Annotated in this window: 24 protein-coding genes; 14 read left to right on the top strand and 10 right to left on the bottom strand. The window is 66.9% G+C overall.

All coding sequences use genetic code 11. The annotated features are described in order from the left end of the window. Positions 1–12 precede the first annotated feature (12 nt). The gene (locus AB0876_RS23960; protein ID WP_491840633.1) at positions 13–420 is read right to left on the bottom strand and encodes a DUF2628 domain-containing protein; all 408 of its coding nucleotides are present in this window, start codon (positions 418–420) and stop codon (positions 13–15) included. Between the two features lie 68 nt (positions 421–488). Between AB0876_RS23960 and AB0876_RS23955 the strand changes: the two genes are divergently transcribed. The 3 genes from AB0876_RS23955 to AB0876_RS23945 all read left to right on the top strand — a co-directional run bounded on the left by AB0876_RS23955 (position 489) and on the right by AB0876_RS23945 (position 3,521). Next, entirely contained in the window at positions 489–1,250 is a 762-nt protein-coding gene (locus tag AB0876_RS23955) for a 3'(2'),5'-bisphosphate nucleotidase CysQ (RefSeq protein WP_526043102.1), read from the top strand. Between the two features lie 115 nt (positions 1,251–1,365). Then, positions 1,366–2,604 (top strand): cysteine--1-D-myo-inosityl 2-amino-2-deoxy-alpha-D-glucopyranoside ligase, encoded by a 1,239-nt coding sequence (mshC, locus tag AB0876_RS23950; protein ID WP_526043101.1) that lies wholly within the window; start codon positions 1,366–1,368, stop codon positions 2,602–2,604. Positions 2,605–2,642: 38 nt separating this feature from the next. Then, entirely contained in the window at positions 2,643–3,521 is an 879-nt protein-coding gene (locus AB0876_RS23945; RefSeq protein WP_526043100.1) for an SDR family NAD(P)-dependent oxidoreductase, read from the top strand. A gap of 18 nt (positions 3,522–3,539) precedes the next feature. Here AB0876_RS23945 and AB0876_RS23940 read toward each other — a convergent pair whose 3' ends face one another. Next, positions 3,540–4,418 (bottom strand): PAC2 family protein, encoded by an 879-nt coding sequence (locus AB0876_RS23940; RefSeq protein WP_055114934.1) that lies wholly within the window; start codon positions 4,416–4,418, stop codon positions 3,540–3,542. A gap of 101 nt (positions 4,419–4,519) precedes the next feature. Here AB0876_RS23940 and AB0876_RS23935 point away from each other — a divergent pair, with 101 nt between their 5' ends. Together AB0876_RS23935 and metH are read left to right on the top strand one after the other, a co-directional pair. After that, on the top strand, positions 4,520–4,705 hold the full coding sequence (locus AB0876_RS23935; protein ID WP_526043099.1) for a hypothetical protein: 186 nt from the start codon (positions 4,520–4,522) through the stop codon (positions 4,703–4,705). 120 nt (positions 4,706–4,825) lie between these two features. After that, positions 4,826–8,575: a methionine synthase gene (metH, locus tag AB0876_RS23930; RefSeq protein ID WP_491840637.1), complete on the top strand. Its 3,750-nt coding sequence runs from the start codon at positions 4,826–4,828 to the stop codon at positions 8,573–8,575. Positions 8,576–8,632: 57 nt separating this feature from the next. Here the strand turns inward: metH and AB0876_RS23925 are convergent, their stop codons facing one another. Beyond that, entirely contained in the window at positions 8,633–9,430 is a 798-nt protein-coding gene (locus AB0876_RS23925) for an SDR family oxidoreductase (protein WP_491840638.1), read from the bottom strand. A 45-nt stretch (positions 9,431–9,475) separates the two neighbouring features. Here AB0876_RS23925 and AB0876_RS23920 point away from each other — a divergent pair, with 45 nt between their 5' ends. Beyond that, positions 9,476–10,159, top strand: coding sequence for an HAD family hydrolase (locus tag AB0876_RS23920; RefSeq protein ID WP_491840766.1), 684 nt, complete (start codon positions 9,476–9,478; stop codon positions 10,157–10,159). Positions 10,160–10,257: 98 nt separating this feature from the next. Then, a complete protein-coding gene (locus tag AB0876_RS23915) occupies positions 10,258–11,733 on the top strand; it encodes a sugar porter family MFS transporter (RefSeq protein ID WP_491840639.1) in 1,476 nt (491 codons plus the stop codon). On the opposite strand, the gene AB0876_RS23910 is transcribed toward AB0876_RS23915, so the two are convergent. Next, entirely contained in the window at positions 11,730–12,230 is a 501-nt protein-coding gene (locus AB0876_RS23910) for a DUF7956 family protein (protein WP_491840640.1), read from the bottom strand. The two genes, AB0876_RS23915 and AB0876_RS23910, sit on opposite strands and share 4 nt — an antisense overlap. A 37-nt stretch (positions 12,231–12,267) precedes the next feature. Between AB0876_RS23910 and AB0876_RS23905 the strand changes: the two genes are divergently transcribed. The 4 genes from AB0876_RS23905 (at position 12,268) to AB0876_RS23890 (ending at position 15,371) form a co-directional block, all read left to right on the top strand. Continuing rightward, positions 12,268–12,549, top strand: a complete 282-nt coding sequence (locus AB0876_RS23905) for a phosphoribosyl-ATP diphosphatase (RefSeq protein WP_491840641.1) — start codon at positions 12,268–12,270, stop codon at positions 12,547–12,549. Between the two features lie 15 nt (positions 12,550–12,564). Continuing rightward, positions 12,565–13,419 carry an ATP phosphoribosyltransferase gene (gene hisG, locus AB0876_RS23900; RefSeq protein ID WP_491840767.1) on the top strand — a complete coding sequence of 285 codons (855 nt, stop codon included), beginning with the start codon at positions 12,565–12,567 and terminating at the stop codon, positions 13,417–13,419. Positions 13,420–13,508: 89 nt separating this feature from the next. Continuing rightward, entirely contained in the window at positions 13,509–13,991 is a 483-nt protein-coding gene (locus AB0876_RS23895) for a DUF4126 family protein (RefSeq protein ID WP_135360690.1), read from the top strand. A gap of 3 nt (positions 13,992–13,994) precedes the next feature. Then, positions 13,995–15,371, top strand: coding sequence for an FAD-containing oxidoreductase (locus tag AB0876_RS23890; RefSeq protein WP_491840642.1), 1,377 nt, complete (start codon positions 13,995–13,997; stop codon positions 15,369–15,371). On the opposite strand, the gene AB0876_RS23885 is transcribed toward AB0876_RS23890, so the two are convergent. From AB0876_RS23885 to AB0876_RS23875, 3 genes are read right to left on the bottom strand one after another with little or no spacing between them, the layout of a single operon-like run. After that, positions 15,337–15,969, bottom strand: coding sequence for a flavodoxin family protein (locus AB0876_RS23885; protein WP_491840643.1), 633 nt, complete (start codon positions 15,967–15,969; stop codon positions 15,337–15,339). The two genes, AB0876_RS23890 and AB0876_RS23885, sit on opposite strands and share 35 nt — an antisense overlap. 23 nt (positions 15,970–15,992) lie before the next feature. Further along, positions 15,993–16,496 carry an SRPBCC family protein gene (locus AB0876_RS23880; RefSeq protein WP_499050195.1) on the bottom strand — a complete coding sequence of 168 codons (504 nt, stop codon included), beginning with the start codon at positions 16,494–16,496 and terminating at the stop codon, positions 15,993–15,995. Beyond that, positions 16,493–16,810, bottom strand: coding sequence for an ArsR/SmtB family transcription factor (locus tag AB0876_RS23875; RefSeq protein ID WP_526043098.1), 318 nt, complete (start codon positions 16,808–16,810; stop codon positions 16,493–16,495). Before AB0876_RS23875 ends, AB0876_RS23880 begins: the two co-directional genes overlap by 4 nt. A gap of 175 nt (positions 16,811–16,985) precedes the next feature. On the opposite strand from AB0876_RS23875, the gene AB0876_RS23870 reads away from it, so the two are divergent. Together AB0876_RS23870 and AB0876_RS23865 are read left to right on the top strand one after the other, a co-directional pair. After that, on the top strand, positions 16,986–17,234 hold the full coding sequence (locus AB0876_RS23870; RefSeq protein WP_491840646.1) for a DUF3297 family protein: 249 nt from the start codon (positions 16,986–16,988) through the stop codon (positions 17,232–17,234). A 120-nt stretch (positions 17,235–17,354) separates the two neighbouring features. Continuing rightward, positions 17,355–17,588: a hypothetical protein gene (locus AB0876_RS23865; RefSeq protein WP_526043097.1), complete on the top strand. Its 234-nt coding sequence runs from the start codon at positions 17,355–17,357 to the stop codon at positions 17,586–17,588. Here the strand turns inward: AB0876_RS23865 and AB0876_RS23860 are convergent. The 3 genes from AB0876_RS23860 to AB0876_RS23850 are packed head-to-tail and all read right to left on the bottom strand — an operon-like array spanning position 17,585 to position 19,721. Continuing rightward, entirely contained in the window at positions 17,585–18,103 is a 519-nt protein-coding gene (locus AB0876_RS23860) for a DinB family protein (protein ID WP_526043096.1), read from the bottom strand. The genes AB0876_RS23865 and AB0876_RS23860 overlap by 4 nt on opposite strands. After that, entirely contained in the window at positions 18,100–18,897 is a 798-nt protein-coding gene (locus AB0876_RS23855) for an acyl-CoA thioesterase domain-containing protein (protein WP_526043095.1), read from the bottom strand. Before AB0876_RS23855 ends, AB0876_RS23860 begins: the two co-directional genes overlap by 4 nt. Beyond that, positions 18,894–19,721 (bottom strand): RecB family exonuclease, encoded by an 828-nt coding sequence (locus AB0876_RS23850; protein ID WP_064934458.1) that lies wholly within the window; start codon positions 19,719–19,721, stop codon positions 18,894–18,896. The genes AB0876_RS23855 and AB0876_RS23850 overlap by 4 nt, the downstream gene beginning before the upstream one ends. A gap of 85 nt (positions 19,722–19,806) precedes the next feature. Between AB0876_RS23850 and AB0876_RS23845 the strand changes: the two genes are divergently transcribed. After that, positions 19,807–20,691, top strand: coding sequence for a tRNA (adenine-N1)-methyltransferase (locus tag AB0876_RS23845; RefSeq protein WP_491840651.1), 885 nt, complete (start codon positions 19,807–19,809; stop codon positions 20,689–20,691). Positions 20,692–20,716 lie beyond the last annotated feature (25 nt).

Below are 20,716 nucleotides of genomic sequence, written 5' to 3'. Positions count from 1 at the left end.
GTTGCCCGCGTTCTAGCGGGCGCGCCCGAACCCTTCGAACGGATTCCAGGACTGACTGCCGCGCACGACGTGCAGGTAGTAGGCGTAGTTCGCGGTGGACATCGCCAATGCCCCGACACCGATGCTGATGGCCCGGCCGATCGAGTCGCTGACGTCGAGCACAATCAGCACCGCCGCCACTGCGATGGTCAACCCCAGCAGCGCCAATCCCTTGCGCCACATGCCTTTGACGAAGAAGTAGATCGGCCCGAACAGGAACGCCAGGATGTTCGACGTGAGCCGCAGCTTGGCCATGAAGCTGAGGTTGCGGTACGCGGCCTTGGATTCGGGGCTTGAACTCGGCAGGCCGTAGGTGTTGAAGAAGTCGAACTTCCAACGCCACGAGTCGGACAAGTTGTCGACGGGGGTCTGCTCGGTCATGGCCTGACCCTAATGGCACAACAGGCCCCGCCAGCACATCAACTGGGCGTGCCACCGATACTGGTCGGATGCACTCGACCGATGCCGACCTGGCTGCCGCAGTGGCCAAGGAGGCCGGTGAGTTGTTGCTGGCCGTGCGTGAAGAGATCGGTTTCTACGACCCGTACTACCTCGGCGACGAGGGGGACCGGCGCTCCAATGCCCTGATCCTGGACCGGCTGGCCCGGGCCCGTCCCGGCGATTCCGTGCTCAGCGAGGAGGCGGTCGACGACCTGTCCCGCGTCGACGCCGACCGGGTCTGGATCGTCGACCCCGTCGACGGCACGCACGAGTTCTCCCTGCCCGGCCGCGAGGACTGGGCGGTGCACATCGCGCTGTGGCAGCGCTCCGTCGGCGTCGACGGAGGCCTGTCGGACGCTGTGGTGGCCCTGCCCGCCCGCGGTGAGGTGTACCGCAGTGACACCATCAGCCCGCCCCGCCCGCGCCGTGACGGTCCGCTGTTGATCACCGCGAGCTCGAACCGGCCCCCGGCGGTGCTGTGGCGGATGCGCGAACAACTCGACTTCCGGATGGTGCGCATCGGCTCGGCGGGAGCGAAGGCCATGGCGGTCGTACGCGGTGACGTCGACGCCTACATTCACGCCGGCGGCCAGTGGGAGTGGGATTCGGCCGCTCCCGCGGGCGTGGTGCTGGCCGCGGGCCTGCATGCCTCGCGCCTCGACGGCTCGGAGCTGCGCTACAACCGCGCCGACCCGTACCTGCCGGATTTCGTGATGTGCCGCAAAGAGCTGGCACCGATCCTGTTGGAGGCGATCGGGATGGCCCGATGAGAAATGCGCACGGCGATTCGGGAATGGAATGGGCCGCGGCGTTGTCTGACTTGCTGAACTGTGCGGGACCGACCGGCGGGAGGCCGTCCTGAGCGAGCACCTTAGAGTCGAGGCCATGCGATCGTGGTCGGCACCGTCAATTCCGGTGCTGGAGGGGCGTGGTCCGCAGCTGCGGCTGTACGACAGCGCCGACCGTCAGGTACGTCCGGTGACCCCCGGGCCGACGGCCACCATGTACGTCTGCGGCATCACTCCCTATGACGCCACCCACCTGGGCCATGCCGCGACCTACCTGACGTTCGATCTGGTGCACCGGCTGTGGCTGGATGCCGGGCACACCGTGCACTACGTGCAGAACGTCACCGATGTCGACGATCCGCTGTTCGAGCGGGCCGAACGCGACGGCATCGACTGGCGCGACCTCGGCGACCGCGAGACCCAGTTGTTCCGCGAGGACATGGCGGCCCTGCGGGTGCTGCCCCCGCACGACTATGTGGCCGCCACCGAGACGATCACCGAGGTGGTCGAATTGGTGGAGAAGATGCTGGCCTCCGGTGCGGCGTACGTCGTCGACGACGCTGAGTACCCCGACGTGTACTACCGAGCGGACGCCACCGCGCAGTTCGGCTACGAGTCGGGCTACGACCGCGAGACCATGCTGCGGCTGTTCGGCGAGCGGGGCGGCGATCCCGACCGCTCGGGCAAGAGCGACGAACTCGACGCCCTGTTGTGGCGCGCCGAACGGCCCGGTGAGCCCAGCTGGCCGTCACCGTTCGGGGCAGGCCGGCCGGGCTGGCACGTGGAGTGCTCGGCGATCGCGCTTACCCGCATCGGCTCCGGGCTGGACATCCAGGGTGGCGGCAGCGACCTGATCTTCCCGCACCACGAGTTCTCCGCCGCCCACGCCGAATCCGTGACGGGGGAGCGGAGATTCGCCCGCCACTACGTGCACGCCGGCATGATCGGCTGGGACGGGCACAAGATGAGCAAGAGTCGCGGCAACCTGGTGCTGGTGTCCCGGCTGCGCGCGCAGGGAGTGGACCCGTCGGCCATCCGGCTCGGGCTGTTCGCCGGGCACTACCGTAGTGACCGGTTCTGGAGCGACGCCGTGCTCGACGAGGCCAACGCCCGCCTGAAGCAGTGGCGCACGGCCACGGCCCTGCCCGCCGGTCCGGATGCCACCGACGTGGTGGCCCGGTTACGCCGGTATCTCGCCGACGATCTGGATACCCCGAAAGCGCTTGCCGCACTGGATGGTTGGTGTACCGATGCGCTGGCCTACGGCGGACACGACACCGCTGCGCCACGACAGGTCGCCGCCACCGTGGATGCGCTGCTCGGCGTCGAACTCTAGGCCTCGTCGGGCGCGCCCCGGTGGGGTACGTTGCGGCAATGGGTTCTGTGAACGGGAAAGTCGTCTTCATCACCGGCGGAGCACGCGGTATCGGCGCCGAGGTGGCCCGCCGACTGCGGCGCCGGGGCGCCAAGTTGGTGCTCACCGACCTCGATGAGGCGCCATTGAGCGCACTGGCCGCCGAACTCGGCGAGGAGCACGTGCTGACCGCGCTGGCCGATGTGCGTGACCTGGCCGCCATGCAGAAGGCCGCCGACGCTGCCGTCGAGCGGTTCGGCGGCATCGACATCGTGATGGCCAACGCCGGTATCGCCAGCTTCGGCTCGGTGATGCAGGTCGATCCCGAGGCGTTCAAGCGGGTCATCGACATCAACGTCGTCGGCGTGTTCAACACCGTGCGGGCCACGCTGCCGTCCGTGGTCAAGCGCCGCGGGTATGTGCTGGTGGTGTCCTCGCTCGCGGCCTTCACCTCGGCTCCCGGTCTGGCCGCTTACCACGCTTCCAAGGCCGGCGCCGAGTACTTCGCCAACACGTTGCGCCTCGAGGTGGCCCACCTCGGTGTCGACGTCGGCTCGGCGCACATGAGCTGGATCGACACCCCGCTGGTGCAGGACGCCAAGTCGGACCTGTCGGCGTTCCGGGAGATGCTCTCCAAGCTGCCGCCGCCCCTGAACCGGACGACGACCGTCGACGCCTGCGGCGCCGCCTTCGTCAAAGGCATCGAGGGCCGCAAGAAGCGGATCTACAGTCCGGAATGGGTCGGGGCGTTCCGATGGATCCGGCCGTTCGTCACCACGCCACTGGCCGAGCGCGACATCCGCAAGTTCACCCCGACGCTGCTGCCGAAACTCGATGCCGAGGCCGCCGCACTCGGCCGCTCGACCAGCGCCCGTATCGAGGCCCTGGAAGACAAGTAACACCGGCCGCTCGGCGGGTCAGCGCCCCCGGCGCCGCAGGTAGCGCTCGAACTCGGCCGCCAGCGCGTCGCCGTCGATCTTGCCGAGCGCCTCGTTCATGTCGACCTCGGCGTCGCCGCGCTGCTCCAGGGAGGCGACGTATTCGGCGATCTCCTCGTCCTCGGCGGTCATCTCGGTGACAGCCTGCTCCCACTCTTCGGCGGCAGCGGGCAGATCGGCCAACGGCACCTCGACGTCCAGCACGTCCTCGACCCGGCGCAGCAGCGCCACCGTGGCCTTGGGGCTGGGCGGCTGCGACACGTAGTGCGGAACCGCGGCCCAGAAGGTCACGGCCGGGATGCCGGCCTGCACGCAGGCGTCCTGGAACACCCCGGCGATCCCGGTCGGACCTTCGTAACGGGTCTCTTCCAGGCCGAAGAATTTCGCCGACTCGGCCGAATACGCCGAGCCTGACACCGGCACCGGCCTGGTGTGCGGGGTGTCGGCCAGCAGCGCACCCAAGATCACCACGGTCTGCACATTGAGTTTGTCGGCGATGGCCAGCAACTCGGCGCAGAAGGTGCGCCAGCGCATGTTGGGCTCGACGCCGTGCATCAACACCACGTCGCGGTTGCTGCCGGGCGGACGGCAGTGCGAGATTCGCATCGACGGCCAGACCAGTTCCCGGGTGACGCCGTCGACCTGGCGGATCACCGGACGGTTCACCTGATAGTCGTAGTACGACTCGTCGTCGATCTCGACGATCGGTTGGGCTTCCCAGATCGCATCCAGGTGGTCCAGCGCGTCACTGGCCGCGTCGCCGGCGTCATTCCAGCCCTCGAAAGCCGCCACGACGGTGGCGTCCTTCAATTCGGGCAAGTTCATACGCCGGCCGGCGTTCGGATACGACGGTGTCACACCTTCAGCCTAAGCCTTGGATGGTGCCGATGAGCCCGTTGTCCGCGCGGGTCGCGGCGGCACCGAACCGCCGTATTCGATAGACCGACTATCCTGTTTGTGTGGCTGTCGCTGACAAGTCTGCCCACGACGCGAGTCTGCTCGACACCTTGTCGCAGCGCGTGGTGGTGGGCGTCGGCGCAGTCGAGACCAAATACGTTCGGCTGCAATCTGGTCAAGGCGCGCGTCGCCAAGCGGGTCGGGTCGATCGCAGCGACGAGTTGGGCGTCCAGACGTCGATCAGGTGACGACGTAGACTCTTCTGGTCGAGAGGCGTTGCAACGGCTATCTGGGGGGATCAGGTCTCCCTCGGTATCCGCCACGCTCGGCAGAGTCAAGGACGCCTTCCGTTATGGAAGGAGTGCACTGTGAACGCCCCCGAGCCGAACAAGCTTGAGCCCAATATCCGCCCTGACTGCACCGAGGCACTGACGGACACCCTGCGTCGGCGGATCATGGTGATCGACGGCGCGATGGGCACGGCGATCCAGCGCGACCGGCCGGACGAAGCCGGCTACCGGGGCGAGCGGTTCAAGGACTGGCCCAGCGATCTCCAGGGCAACAACGACCTGCTCAACCTGACGCAGCCGCAGATCATCGAGGCGATCCACCGGGAGTACCTGGAGGCGGGCGCCGACATCCTGGAGACCAACACGTTCAACGCGAACGCGGTCTCGCTCTCCGACTACGACATGGCGGACCTGAGCTACGAGCTGAACTACGCCGGCGCTGCCCTGGCCCGGGCGGCCTGCGACGAGTTCAGCACCCCGGACAAGCCGCGCTACGTGGCCGGGGCGCTGGGCCCGACGACGCGGACCGCGTCGATCTCGCCGGACGTCAACGATCCCGGAGCCCGCAACGTCTCCTACGACCAGCTGGCTGCCGCGTATCTCGAAGCCGCCAACGGGCTGATCGACGGCGGCGCGGACCTCATCATCATCGAGACGATCTTCGACACGCTGAACGCCAAGGCCGCGGTGTTCGCCCTCGAGACGCTGTTCGAGGACCGCGGACGCCGCTGGCCCGTGATCATCTCGGGCACCATCACCGATGCGTCCGGGCGCACACTGTCCGGCCAGGTGACCGAGGCGTTCTGGAACTCGATCCGGCACGCCAACCCGATCGCGGTGGGGCTGAACTGCGCCCTCGGCGCGCCGGAGATGAGGCCCTACATCGCCGAGATGTCGCGGATCGCGGACACCTTCGTCTCCTGCTACCCCAACGCCGGCCTTCCCAACGCGTTCGCCGAGTACGACGAGTCGCCGGAGAGTCAGGCCTCCTACATCGCCGAGTTCGCCGAGGCCGGCCTGATCAACCTGGCCGGTGGTTGCTGCGGAACGACGCCGGCACATATCGCCAAGATCGCCAAGGTCGTCGACGGCAAGCCGCCGCGTGAGGTGCCGGAGATCGAGGTCGCTACCCGGCTCTCGGGCCTGGAGCCGCTCAACATCACCAAGGACTCCCTGTTCGTCAACATCGGTGAGCGCACCAACATCACGGGCTCCGCCCGGTTCCGCAACCTGATCAAGGCCGAGGACTACGACACCGCGTTGTCGGTCGCTTTGCAGCAGGTCGAGGTCGGCGCGCAGGTCATCGACATCAACATGGACGAGGGCATGATCGACGGCGTCGCCGCGATGGACCGGTTCACCAAGCTGATCGCGGCCGAGCCCGACATCAGCCGCGTTCCGGTGATGATCGACTCCTCCAAGTGGGAGGTCATCGAAACCGGCCTGAAGAACGTGCAGGGCAAGCCGATCGTCAACTCGATCTCCATGAAGGAGGGCGAGGAGAAGTTCATCCGCGAGGCGCGGTTGTGCCGCAAGTACGGCGCCGCCGTCGTGGTGATGGCCTTCGACGAGCAGGGGCAGGCCGACAATTTGGAGCGCCGCAAGGAGATCTGCGGGCGCGCCTACCGGATCCTGACCGAAGAGGTCGGCTTCCCGGCCGAGGACATCATCTTCGACCCGAACTGCTTCGCGCTGGCGACCGGTATCGAGGAGCACGCGACCTACGGGATCGACTTCATCCAGGCCTGCGCCTGGATCAAGGAGAACCTTCCCGGGGTGCACATCTCCGGCGGTATCTCGAACGTGTCGTTCTCGTTCCGGGGCAACAACCCCGTCCGCGAGGCGATCCACGCGGTGTTCCTGTTCCACGCCATCAGGGCAGGCCTGGACATGGGCATCGTCAACGCCGGTGCGCTGGTGCCGTACGACTCGATCGATCCCGAGCTACGCGACCGGATCGAGGACGTCGTCCTGAACCGTCGCGAGGATGCGGCCGAGCGGCTCCTGGAGATCGCCGAACGGTTCAACAAGTCGGAGAAATCCGAGGATCCGGCCGCAGCCGAGTGGCGCGGCCTCCCGGTCCGGGAGCGGATCACCCACGCCCTCGTCAAGGGCATCGACGCCCACGTCGACGCCGACACCGAGGAATTGCGGGCCGAGATCGCCGCCGCCGGCGGCCGCCCGATCGAGGTGATCGAGGGCCCGCTGATGGACGGCATGAACGTCGTCGGCGACCTCTTCGGTGCGGGCAAGATGTTCCTGCCCCAGGTGGTGAAGTCGGCCCGGGTGATGAAGAAGGCGGTCGCGTACCTGCTGCCCTACATCGAGGCGGAGAAGGCGCAGAACGGGACGGCCGACTCCAAGGACACCAACGGCACCATCGTGATGGCGACGGTGAAGGGCGACGTCCACGACATCGGCAAGAACATCGTCGGGGTCGTGCTGCAGTGCAACAACTTCGAGGTGATCGATCTCGGTGTGATGGTGCCTGCCCAGAAGATCCTGGACGCGGCGAACGAACACAACGCCGACATCATCGGGCTGTCCGGCCTGATCACCCCGTCCCTGGACGAGATGGTCAACTTCGCCGTCGAGATGGAACGCCAGGGCCTGGAGATCCCGCTGCTGATCGGTGGGGCGACGACCTCGCGCGCCCACACGGCCGTGAAGATATCGCCCCGTCGCAAGGGGCCGGTGGTCTGGGTCAAGGACGCCTCCCGCTCGGTGCCGGTCGCCGCCGCGTTGCTCGACGACAAGCAGCGCCCGGCACTGCTGGAGTCCACCGAGGCCGACTATGCGTCTCTGCGTGAACGGCACGCCCAGAAGAACGAGCGGCCGATGCTGACGCTGGAGAAGGCCCGCGCGAACCGCACGCCGATCGAGTGGGACGGGTACACCCCGCCGGTGCCGGCTCAGGGTGTGGGAGTCCGCGATTTTCACGATTACGACCTGGCCGAGCTGCGGGAGTACATCGACTGGCAGCCGTTCTTCAACGCCTGGGAGATGAAGGGCCGCTTCCCCGACATCCTCAACAACCCGGCGTCGGGCGAGGCCGCCCGCAAGCTGTACGACGACGCCCAGGAGATGCTCGACACCCTGATCAAGGAGAAGTGGCTGCGCGCCAACGGGGTGATCGGGTTCTTCCCGGCGAACGCGGTCGGCGACGACATCGAGGTCTACACCGATGAGACCCGTACCGACGTGCTGACCACGTTGCACAACCTGCGCCAGCAGGGCGAGCACCGCGACGGCATCCCGAACCGGTCGCTGGGTGACTTCATCGCACCGAAGTCCACGGGTCTGGCCGACTACGTCGGGGCCTTCGCGGTCACCGCGGGGCTCGGCAGCCAGGAAAAGATCATGGAGTTCAAGGCCGCCCTCGACGACTACAGCGCGATCCTGCTGGAGTCGCTGGCCGATCGGTTGGCCGAGGCGTTCGCCGAGCGGATGCACCAGCGGGTCCGTGAGGAGTTCTGGGGGTACCAGCCCGACGAGCACCTGGACAACGAGGCGCTCATCGGCGAGAAGTACGTGGGGATCCGCCCGGCCCCCGGCTACCCGGCCTGCCCGGAGCACACCGAGAAGGTCACGCTCTGGAAGTTGATGAACGTCAAGGAGCGCACCGGTATCGAGCTGACGGAGTCGATGGCGATGTGGCCCGGTGCTGCCGTCAGCGGCTGGTACTACTCACACCCGCAGTCGCAGTACTTCGTGGTCGGCCGGATGGCTCAGGATCAGGTCGCCGACTACGCGAAGCGCAAAGGTTGGACCCTCCAGGAAGCCGAGCGTTGGCTCAGCTCCAACCTCGCCTACAACCCGGAGGACTGAGCGAGCCGAAGCTGCTTGAGCCGGAACGGTTCTCGTTCCGGCTCAAGCGCGAGGCGGCTAGGTGAACAGGCTCCGGTTGCGGGCCGCCCACTGCGCGATCGATTCGGCCGGTGTGCCGGTCAACAGCTCGACGTTGTCGTTGGCGGACTGAGGCTCCAGTTCGCCGTCGAAGAGGTCGAGGTACCAATGCGCACCGTCGCCCATGACGGGGCGCAGCAGCGCTTCGGCCTCGGCGCGGTTACATTGCTGCGCGTCGACCGGCAAGCCGATGCCCGCACCTATCTGGCGGGCAATGTCGGCGCGTGACAACGCGACCGGGCCGGTGAGTTCGTACATCGCGCTCAGATGCGCGTCCTGCAGCCCGACCAGCAGGTGCGCCGCCACCCGGGCGATGTCGTCCATCGACACCGGCGATTCGACGTGATCGGGGGCAATGTCGCGGACAGTGCCGGTCTTGATCTGCGGAGCCCACATCGCGAAGTTCTCGCAGAACTCGCCGGGCCCCAGCTGGGTGTGCGCCAGCCCTGAGCCGGTGATGGCCTCGGCGTGCTCCGTCCAATGTGCACCGCCGGACAGCGCCACGATGTACTGCACACCCGCTTGCACCAGCATCTCGAGCGTGGGTCCGACGGTGGCGGGGAACGGCGCCAGATACACCCGCTCGACGCCCTCCAACGCGGCCGGCAGCGTCTCCGGCTTTCCCAGGTATCCGGTGATTGCTGTCACAGATTCCGGCAGTGCCGCCTTCGCCGGGTTTGTGGTCAAAGCGCGGATGCCCCCGGCGCCCAACGTGATCAGCTGATCCACGACGCGCCTGCCGATGTTTCCTGTGGCTCCCGTCACCAATACCGTCATGCTCCCACGCTATCGACGCTGTCCGACAATGCGAGAATGGCTGCCATGCGTGCGGTGCTCTGGGATATGGACGGCACGCTCGTCGACTCCGAAAAGCTGTGGGACATCGCCATGCACGCGCTGTACGCGCGCAACGGCGGCGTTCTGACCGACGAGGTCCGGGAATCCACCGTCGGCGGCTCGGCCGAGACTGTCATGCGCATCGTCTACGACGATCTCGGCCTTGACCCCGATCCTGCCGCGATGGCCGAATCGGCGGACTGGCTGCATGACTACACCGGTGAGCTGTTCGAACAGGGATTGCCGTGGCGGCCCGGGGCCAAGGAGATGCTCGACGGTCTGACCGCCGCCGGGGTCCCGATGGCGCTGGTGACCAACACGCGTCGCGGGCTCACCGAGCGGGCCCTGAAAAGTATTGGCAGCCACTACTTCACGGTGAGCGTCTGCGGTGACGAAGTGGACCGGGCCAAGCCGGCGCCGGATCCCTACCTGCGGGCGGCGCACCTGCTCGGGGTGCCTGTGGAGCACTGTCTGGCCGTGGAGGACTCGGTCACCGGAACGGCGTCGGCCGAAGCCGCCGGTTGCCCGGTGTTGGTGATACCAAACGATGTCGCGGTGCCGGCGGGAACGCGGCGCAGGCACGCCGAGACGCTCGGCGCGCTCGATGTCTCGGACCTGCGGACGATCCATGCCGAGCTGGCGGCGGACACGGACGCACGCAGCGCCTGACCCGCGTCCAATTCAGCTGCCGGATATGGCCCTAGCTGCCGGTCCGCTGTGCCAAGGTGATTGTGATCGGTCACGCAATGGTGCGGAGGGGACACGGTATGGCACACGGTCCGGCAGGTGACGGCACTCCCGCGGTCCACGACGACGACTATTACTCATCCGGACGCAGCGCGGTGCGCATCGCCTCGGTCGCTGCCCTGGGTGGGTTGTTGTTCGGCTACGACAGCGCGGTCATCAACGGTGCGGTCGACGCCATCCAGAAGCACTTCGACATCGACAACAAGATCCTGGGATTCGCAGTCGCCTCTGCGCTGCTCGGTGCGGCTGTAGGTGCGCTCACCGCGGGCCGGATAGCCGACCGGATCGGCCGGATCGCGGTGATGAAGATCGCCGCGGTGCTCTTCTTCATCAGCGCGATCGGCACCGGGCTGGCGCCCAGCGTGTGGGTGGTGGTGTTGTTCCGTGTCGTCGGCGGTATCGGAGTCGGGATCGCCTCGGTGATTGCCCCGGCCTACATCGCCGAGACCTCGCCACCGCGGATCCGCGGCCGGTTGGGATCGCTGCAGCAGCTCGCGATCGTGTGCGGCATCTTCCTGGCCCTGAGTATCGACGCGCTGCTGGCCCACATCGCCGGGGAAGCCGGCAAGGAACTCTGGCTCAACCTGGAGGCCTGGCGGTGGATGTTCCTGTTGATGACGGTTCCCGCTGTCGTGTACGGCCTGCTGACCTTCACCATTCCCGAATCACCGCGGTATCTGGTTGCCACACACCGGATTCCCGAGGCGCGCAAGGTGCTGTCGCGGCTGCTGGGGGAGAAGAACCTGGAGATCACCCTGGGCCGGATCCAGGACACCCTTCAGCAGGAGAAGCCGGCGGCATGGCGCGACCTGCGTAAGCCGGCAGGCGGTGTCTACGGCATCGTGTGGGTGGGCCTGGGGCTGTCGGTGTTCCAGCAGTTCGTCGGCATCAACGTGATCTTCTACTACTCGAATGTGTTGTGGCAGGCCGTCGGATTCGACGAGAGCTCGTCGTTCATCATCACGGTGATCACCTCGGTGACCAACATCGTCACCACGCTGATCGCGATCGCATTGATCGACAAGATCGGCCGCAAGCCGCTGCTGTTGATCGGTTCGGTGGGGATGGCGGTGACACTGGGCACGATGGCGGTCATCTTCGGGACTGCCCAGACACATGAGGTGCTCAACAAGTCGACCGGTCTGATGGAGCTGCAACCGTATCTCGGCGGCATCACCGGGCCGATCGCCCTGGTCGCGGCGAACCTGTTCGTGGTGGCCTTCGGCATGTCCTGGGGCCCGGTGGTGTGGGTGCTGCTCGGCGAGATGTTCCCCAACCGTATCCGGGCGGCCGCGCTCGGCCTGGCCGCCGCCGGGCAGTGGGCAGCGAACTGGCTGATCACTGTGTCGTTCCCGGAACTGCGCAACGTCCTTGGCGTGGCGTACGGCTTCTATGCCATCTGTGCGGTGTTGTCGTTCGTGTTCGTGTGGCGCTGGGTCGAGGAGACCAAGGGCAAGAACCTCGAAGACATGCACGCCAATGCGTTGAGCGCCTAGCGGTCAACCGGCGGGTCCCGGTCCGGCGGCAGCAGAGGTGGCTCGAAATCGTCGGCATACGGCGACCAGCCCACGCTGCGGGCGATCTCGACAGCTGCCTCGACCAGCTTCTCGGGCGAGCAACCCTGGTGGGCCAGATGGACCTCGCAGTGCCCGACGACCACCCAGACGCTGGACAAGTGTGGTTGCACCAGAGCGAACTCGGCGGGATCGGCGCGGTGTGCCGCGTAGGCTCCCTGGGCGGGATCCGCGCCGTAGCGCAGTTCCTCGACCTCGGCGGCGAAGTCCGGCACGGGATGCATCGACAGCGTCAGGGTTGCGGGCGAGGTCGGGTCAGAGCCCCAGGAAGCCGACAGGCAATCGAGCGGCGGGATGGGGTTGGCGCGGCGATTGTTCTGGACCAGGTCCGCAACGGGCAGGTGTTTGGCCAGGATCGTGCGGATTGCCGAGACCCGGGCGGTGTAGGTCGGCAGCGCGTCGCCGACAGATTCGCTCACCCTTCTATGGAACCCCACAAATGGACCCCCTCCGAGCATGAAACAATTCATGCCTGTGAAGACCTTCGAGGCCCTGTTTGCCGAACTCAGCGACAAAGCGCGCACCAGACCTGCCGGTAGCGGCACGGTCGCTGCCCTTGACGCCGGCATCCATGGGCTCGGCAAGAAGATCCTGGAAGAGGCCGGCGAGGTGTGGCTGGCCGCCGAGCACGAGAGCGACGAGTCGCTCGCCGAAGAGGTCAGCCAGTTGCTGTACTGGACCCAGGTGCTGTTGCTCTCCCGGGGCCTGACCCTCGACGACGTCTACCGGAAGTTGTGAGCCGTGGCCGATCAGATGTTGCGCGTCGCGGTGCCCAACAAGGGCTCACTCAGCGAGGCAGCCGGCGAGATCCTCGCCGAGGCCGGATACCGTCGCCGGCGCGACCCCAAGGACCTGACCGTCGTCGACCCGGTCAACAACGTCGAGTTCTTCTTTCTTCGTCCCAAGGACATCGCGATCTACGTGGGTTCGGGTCAGCTCGATCTGGGCATCACCGGACGTGACCTGGCTGCCGACTCCGATGCCCCGGTGCGTGAGCGACTGTCGCTCGGCTTCGGCAACTCCACCTTCCGTTACGCCGGACCCGCCGGCCGGGAGTGGAGCTCGAAGGACCTGGCGGGCAAGCGGATCGCCACCTCATTTCCGAATCTGGTTCGCAAGGACCTTGCCGCGCAGGGCATCGAGGCCTCGGTCATCCGGTTGGACGGTGCCGTGGAGATCTCGATCCAGCTGGGGGTCGCCGACGTGATCGCCGACGTGGTGGGTTCGGGCCGCACCCTGGGCCTGCACGATCTGGTGGCCTTCGGTGCGCCGCTGTGCGAGTCGGAGGCCGTCCTGATCGAACGTGACGGGGCCGACGGTGACGACAATGCCTCGGCGCGCGATCAGCTGACGGCACGCGTGCAGGGCGTGGTGTTCGGCCAGCAGTACCTGATGTTGGATTACGACTGCCCGCGTGCGGTTTTGGAACAGGCCACCGCGGTGACGCCGGGGCTGGAGTCACCGACCATCGCGCCGCTGGCGGATCCGGATTGGGTGGCCGTGCGGGCTCTGGTGCCGCGCCGCGACGTCAACGCGATCATGGATGAGATCGCCGCGATCGGTGCCAAAGCGATACTCGCATCGGATATTCGGTTCTGCCGCTTCTGATCGGCACGCACCGCCGTCTCTGATCGGCGGGTGCCGCGACGTCTTGCGTGTTAGCGTCCGGGGGACAATTCCAGGCCTCGGAGGTTGCCGTGACGCATTTTCTGGTTCTGTTGTTGGCTCTGCTCATCGGCGTGGTGGCCGGATTGCGGGCGTTCACCGCACCGGCCGCGGTGGCCTGGGCCGCTGCACTGAGCTGGATCAACCTCGACGGCACCTGGGCCCAGTGGTTGGCGCACCCGGTCACGGTCACCGTGTTGACCGTTCTCGCTGTGGTGGAGTTGGTTACCGACCAGCTTCCGCGCACGCCGAGTCGTAAGACGCCGGTGCAGTTCGTCGCTCGCCTGCTCACCGGCGCCTTCGCCGGTGCGGTGATCGGTACGGCGTGGGGGTACACCTTCGGTGGTCTGGGCGCGGGTCTCGTCGGCGCGGTGCTGGGAACCTTGGGCGGATACGAGGCACGCAGCCGCCTGGTCGCCCGCAACGATGGGCATGATCTGCCGGTCGCTCTCGTCGAGGATGCGGTCGCCGTGCTCGGCGGTTTCGCGATCGCCGCCCTGACCGCGATCGTCTAGCGCGTGGCGCCCGCGCGGAGTTTCGACGCGATCGTCATCGGCGCGGGTCAGGCCGGGCCGCCGCTGGCGGGCCGGCTGACCGCCGCGGGCCAGACCGTCGCGGTGATCGAACGCAAGCTGGTCGGCGGTACGTGTGTCAACTACGGCTGCATCCCCACCAAGACCCTCGTGGCCAGCGCGCACGCCGCCCACCTGGCACGTCGCGGAGCTGATTTCGGCATCGGCACAGGCGAAGTCGCCGTCGACATGGGCAAGGTCAAGGCCCGCAAGGATGCGATCATGCTGTCCGACCGGCACGGGGTCGAGGACTGGCTGCAGGGCATGGACGGTGCGGAGCTGATCCGCGGACATGCCCGTTTCGTGGACCCGCACACCGTCGACGTCGACGGTGAACTGCTGCGGGCCGAGCGGATCTTCCTCAATGTCGGTGGCCGCGCGGTGGTCCCGGATTTTCCCGGCTTGGACGGCATCGACTACCTGACCAATGTCGGCATCCTGGACCTGGACGTTCTGCCCGAGCACCTCGTGATCGTGGGCGGCAGTTACATCGCTCTGGAATTCGCGCAGATGTACCGGCGGTTCGGTGCGCGGGTGACGGTGATCGAGAAGGGGCCGCGGCTCACCTCCCGTGAGGACGAGGACGTGTCGGCCACGATCGCCGAGGTCCTGCGGGCCGAGGGCATCGGTGTGGTGCTGAACGCCACCGACATCCGGTTCAGCAAGCAGGACGGTGGTTTTGCGGTGATCCCGCGCGACGGCGCCGATCCGATCGTCGGGACACACCTGCTGCTCGCGGTGGGGCGCACACCCAACACCGACGACCTCGGGTTGGAGCACGCCGGCGTGGAGCTCGACGGTCGCGGCTACGTCGTGGTCGATGATCAGCTGCGCACTACGGCCGGGCACATCTGGGCAATGGGGGACTGCAACGGCAAGGGCGCGTTCACCCACACGTCCTACAACGACTTCGAGATCGTCGCCGCCAATCTGCTCGATGACGACCCGCGGCGGGTGAGCGATCGCATCACCACCTACGCGCTCTACATCGATCCACCGCTGGGCCGGGCCGGCATGACCGTCGACCAGGTGCGGCAATCGGGCCGAAAAGCGTTGGTGGGCAAGCGCCCGATGACCCGGGTCGGCCGCGCAGTGGAGAAGGGTGAAACCCAGGGCTTCATGAAGGTGGTGGTGGATGCCGACACCGAAGAGATTCTGGGGGCAGCCATCTTCGGGGTCGGCGGTGACGAGGTGGTGCATTCCATTCTCGACGTCATGACCGCGAAACTGCCCTACACCGCGATATCGCGGACCATGCACATCCATCCCACCGTCAGCGAATTGGTTCCTACGATGCTGCAGGAGCTGAAGCCGCTGGACTGAACGTGCGGCCGATGTTGAGCTGGCGCGTCACCAGCGCGACCCGCTGCCCGAGGTGGTGGCAGGTGCGCACATCGGAGGGATGCACCTGGTCGGGGTTGGCGTCCACGTTGGTCTGAGCGCCGGCGCCCAGGAAGAAGCCGAGCCGGTTGAGATCGTCCTCGCTGCTGAACGAGTGGTTCCAGCCGGTGCTCAAACCCAGGTTGACCCAATGCATGTGGTGTTGGGCGGCGAAGACCACCAATGAACTGAGTGTGTTGAGCTTGTCGCCGCTCTTGCCTCCGGAGTTCGTGAAGCCGGCGGCCACCTTGTCTCGCCAAGTGCCGTCCATGCACCGCCGGCCGGTTTTCTCGGCGAATGTCTGAAATCCTGCCGAGACGTTGCCCATGTAGGTGGGGCAGCCGAAGATCATGGCGTCGATGTTGTCCAGCAGGTCCCAATGCTCGTCGGACATGGTGTCGACGTGGATGACGGTGACGTCGGCGCCGCCGTCACGAGCGCCCGCCGCGACAGCATCGGCCAGGGTTGACGTGTGGCCGAATCCGGAGTGGTAGACCACGGCGATCGTGGGTGCGGCAATGTCAGTTCCATTGTGTGGCATGTTGTTTCCTTCTATCGGGTCCACTAGGTGCCGAGCTTCTTGGCGACGTCCTGATAGCGCCGGGCCCAGTCGGGCAATGGCTGTCCGCCGAGATGCGCCTCGAGCCGGTCCAGATAGGCGTGAGTGCCCGGGTGGAAGCCCTGGCCGTCCGAGACCGTCAGGCCGCGGTGGCTGAACCGCAGCAGGGTGCCGTCGCCGTCGGGGGTCAGTTCGTAGCGCACGACACCGGGCTCGGGAGCAGACAACACGGACTGGCTCCATTCGTGCTCGAAAATCCTTGGCGGGTCCCACACCCGGATCCGTCCGGTCATCTTCTTCTGCTGCGGCGGGATCGGAGGCGAATGGGGGATCATCTCGATCGTGCCGCCTTCACGGGCGTCGATCGTCGTTTCGCCCATCCATTGATTGCGCTGTTCGGGATCGGTGATGGCGGCCCACACCGCGTCGACGGGATAGGGGAGGCGCCGCTCGAAACTCAGTGCGGCCTGATCGCCGTCGACGGTGAGCTTTCCTTCACGGCTGGTCATTTCGTCTCCTTGTGGGTCGCTTTGAGATGACGCTCCAGGGCATCGAGATGATCGGACCAGTAGCGGCGATACCGCTCGATCCACTCGTCGATCTGCACCAGCCCGTCGGGACGCAGCGCGTAGATGCGGCGCTGCGCGTCGGGCCGTACCTCGACCAGGCCGACCTCCCGCAGCACTCGAAGGTGCCGTGACACGGTGGGTTGGGTCAGCTCCGGGAGGGTGGCCACCAGCTCGCCCGCGGTGCGTTCACCCTCGACGAGAGCGTCGAGCAATGCGCGTCGGCTGGGTTCGGCCACTGCCTCGAACACGTCCATGCGCCGAGTATTGCACTACATCTATATAGATACAAGAGAATACAAGCCCCGCAATCTCAGCGACGCCTCCTCGAGTCGGCCCACCGAGACCTGCGCGCAACCCGCTACAGCAGGGTCGCGTAGATTCTTTGAGGATCAATCCGAGCATCTAACGCAGCATTCAACGAAGGCCATCATGTCCGAGGATCAGAACGCAGACGTTCCACCGAATCACCTCTCGATCGACCCGCGGAGCGCCTTCTACGACGAACAGGTGCTCCTCCGCGACGTGGGTATTCGGTTCAACGGCGTCGAGAGAACCAATGTTCACGAATACGACGTGGCCGAGGGTTGGGTGCGTGTTGAAGTGCCTACCGCGAAGGATCGCCGCGGAAATCCTATGGTCGTCAAGCTCAGTGGCACGGTTGAACCTTACTTCCGCTGAGCCCAAATAGCGGACGCCCTTGGGCTTCGGGCACCTGAAGCAAGCCTTGCGGCCATGCCTCGCCGGACTAGAGTGGGCAGGGTCGGGGTGCTCTCTTGAGGCGATGGCCGGAGGTGCGACATGAACCGATTGAAGAAACTCGGAATTATTGCCGCCGGACTAGGTGCGGTGGCGGTGCCGATCGGCACCGTCGCCGGGGCCGGGTCGGCTTCGGCCGATCCGGGGCTGTGCGTGAACGGTCCCTACGGCTACGCGCAGGCCTGCGTCGACGTCCCCGGCTGGTACAACGGCTGGTATGACGGTCCGCGGTGGCGCGGCGGCTGGCACGGCGACGACCAGGGCGAGGACGATTAGCCGCAGGATCGGGCAGCGGCCCGTAGCATCCGCAGTTGCCCGATCTCGGCGGCGTTCTTCGTCAGCTCGACGTTCAACCACAGCACCATGTCGGCCAGTGACCGGCCGGAGTCCGGCCCCCACGGAAACGTCGCGGGGACAAGGAGATCCGTGTCGGTCAGCGAATCCAGCAGGCCGCTCCAGCGGGCACTGAGCACCCTGATCCGCTGCACCGCGGCCTCAGGGCCGGGCCAGTTGATCTCGGTACGCGGCGTTGGGGACCTGCCGTCGACGTGGTCCAGGGCGGTCGACCACCAGAAGATCATGTGCCAGGTGAGCCAGCCGATGGTCGGAACCGGAATCGGATCGGGCTCGGTATCCGCCCAGTCCGGCCACCATCGACCCGCTGAGTCCTGGTGCACTGTCCACACCAGCGGACCGGGCTCCCACAGGTGATCCTCGTCGGACAGGCCGGAGAGGTGCAGGTCGGCCAGCGCCCAGGCCAGGTCGAACTGACGGCGCAGCTCGGTGATCACGGTGCCCGCATCACCAGCAGTGTCTGCGCCGAGGTTCCGATGAACCCTTTGCGGTCAAAGATTTCCGCCGTCGTCGCACCGACACCGTCCGGTCCGATGGAACCGCGGGCCCGCACCGCGAAGTCCGAGCCTTCTGGGAGCCGGTGCAGATGCACCGCGGTGTCGGTGTTCATGAAGATGAACTTCTCCGGATCCAACGCTGCGCCAATACCGTTGGCGGAATCCACCACGAGCGCCAGGCGCTGCAAGGCCGTCGTCTCCTCGTCGTCGACCACGGGTGTCAACGGACTCATCCATGCCACGGCGGCCTCGCCCTCGGCGGTGCGCTGCCGCCGCCAGGACACACTTTCCAGATAGCCCGGTGCCCCTTCCCAGTTGTGCGCGACGTCGGCGGCCTCGCCTTCCACCAACGGGGCAAAGCGGTCGGTGGCCACGTCACTGGTGTCGCTGGGAGCCAGCAGCCACGCCGTCACCCGCGCCACCGCGCGCCACGTGCCGTCGGGACGGGCCGCCTCCATCTCCGAGGCGACCATCGAGATCCGTGACCCGGGCCGGTCCACCCAGGCCCGGACCCGCACCGGCGCAACGGGAATGGCGCCGAGGATGTCCAGGGTCAACCGTCCCACCCGCAGGCCCGAGCCCGCGGTCAGCTCCTCGATCACCTTGGTCAGCAGTGCCAGCGGCGGTGAGCCGTGCTGAATGGCCGGATCCCAGTTGCTCCGCGTGTCAGCGGTGGATTCGAACAGCTGGTACTCACCATCGGTACCGAGCCGATGGTAGTGACACCCGATCATGCAGCTCCTGATTCTGGCCACCCGGGATACGGCGGCGGGGTGCCGCCGAACGCCGGACACAAACTCTGATGCGCACACCACGAGCACAACCGCGACGGGTTGGGCCGGAAGTCACCCGTGGCCCCGGCCACCTGGATGGCCTTCCAGATCGCCATCAGCGTGCGCTCGAACCGCAACAGCTCGTCGTGCGCGGGGGAGTAGTCGAGCACCTGGCCGTCGGCCAGATACAGCAGCCGCAGCCGCGACGGCATCACTCCACGCGAACGCAGCAGCGCCACGGCATAGAACTTCATCTGGAACATCGCCTTGAACTCGGCCTGCGCCCGCGCCTCCGGCGGGGCCTTGCCGGTCTTGTAGTCGACGACGCGCAACTCGCCGGAGGGGGCGACATCGATCCGGTCGACGAATCCGCGCAACAGGGTGCCGTCGGCCAGTTCGACCTCGAGCCGGTGCTCGCAGCACTGCGGATCGAACCGCGTCGGATCTTCCAGGCGGTAGTACCCCGACAACAGAGCCCTGGCCTCTGCGAGCAACGTGTCCGGATACTCGGTGTCGGCCAGCTCGGGCTCGGCAGCGACGACCTGCTCCCACGCCGGCTCGACCAGCGTCAGCGCGGTGTCATGCACCCGCTCGGCCGCGGGCAGCCCATAGAGCTGCTCCAACGCGGCGTGCACCAGCGACCCGCGCAGCTGCGCCGTGGACCGCGGCTCGGGGAGCCGGTCGATGGCGCGGAACCGGTAGAGCAGCGGGCACTGCTTGAAATCGCCGGCGCGCGACGGTGACAGCGCCGGGCGGCGCGGCGTCGGGGCCGGTTCTTCACTCACACCGGTAAGCCTAGGACCGGGCTCCGACAAATTTGCACAACCCCGGGCACCCGGCCCGGTGCGGGTACTGGCAGGCTGGACGTCCGTGGCAGGGAAGAGACCGACCGGACCGTTTGCCGTTGGCGACCGGGTGCAACTCACCGACGCCAAGGGCCGGCGCTACACGATGGTGCTCAATCCCGGCGGTGAGTTCCACACCCATCGCGGCATCATCGCCTTCGACAACGTGATCGGGCTGCCGGAAGGCAGCGTGGTCAAATCCACCAACGGCGACCAGTTCCTGGTGCTGCGACCGCTGCTGGTCGACTACGTGATGTCGATGCCGCGCGGTGCGCAGGTGATCTATCCGAAGGACGCCGCGCAGATCGTCCACGAGGGTGACATCTTCCCGGGCGCCCGGGTGTTGGAGGCCGGTGCCGGATCCGGCGCGCTGACCTGCTCGCTGCTGCGGGCCGTCGGCCCCGAGGGCCGGGTGACGTCGTACGAGATCCGTGACGATCACGCGCCGACCGCCGAGAAGAATGTCATCACGTTCTTCGGTGAGCGCCCGGAGAACTGGGACCTGGTGATCGCCGACCTCGCCGACTACGACGGCCCGGAGCAAGACCGCGTGGTGCTGGACATGCTGGCGCCCTGGGAGGTGCTGCCCGCCGTCTCCAAGGCGCTGGTCGCCGGTGGCGTGCTGATGATCTACGTCGCCACCGTCACCCAGCTGTCGCGGGTCGTGGAGGCGCTGCGTGAACAGCAGTGCTGGACCGAACCGCGGGCCTGGGAGAGCATGCAGCGCGGCTGGCACGTGGTGGGTCTGGCGGTGCGCCCGGAACACAACATGCGCGGCCACACCGCGTTTCTGGTCAGTGCGCGCAAATTGGCGCCGGGCGCGGTGGCGCCGGTCCCGCTGCGCAAGAAGCGTCAACTCGCTGTCCAGGCCGCCGTCGACGCCGCCCTCGAATCTGAGTCGGGCGCCTGACGGCGTATCGGTCGTCGTCGTTTTT

Source organism: Mycobacterium sp. NPDC049093 (assembly GCF_040704635.1).
In the GTDB taxonomy this organism is placed as follows: Bacteria; Actinomycetota; Actinomycetes; order Mycobacteriales; family Mycobacteriaceae; genus Mycobacterium.
Note: the sequence above shows the minus strand (reverse complement) of the source record. Positions and strands in the feature narration are given on the sequence as shown.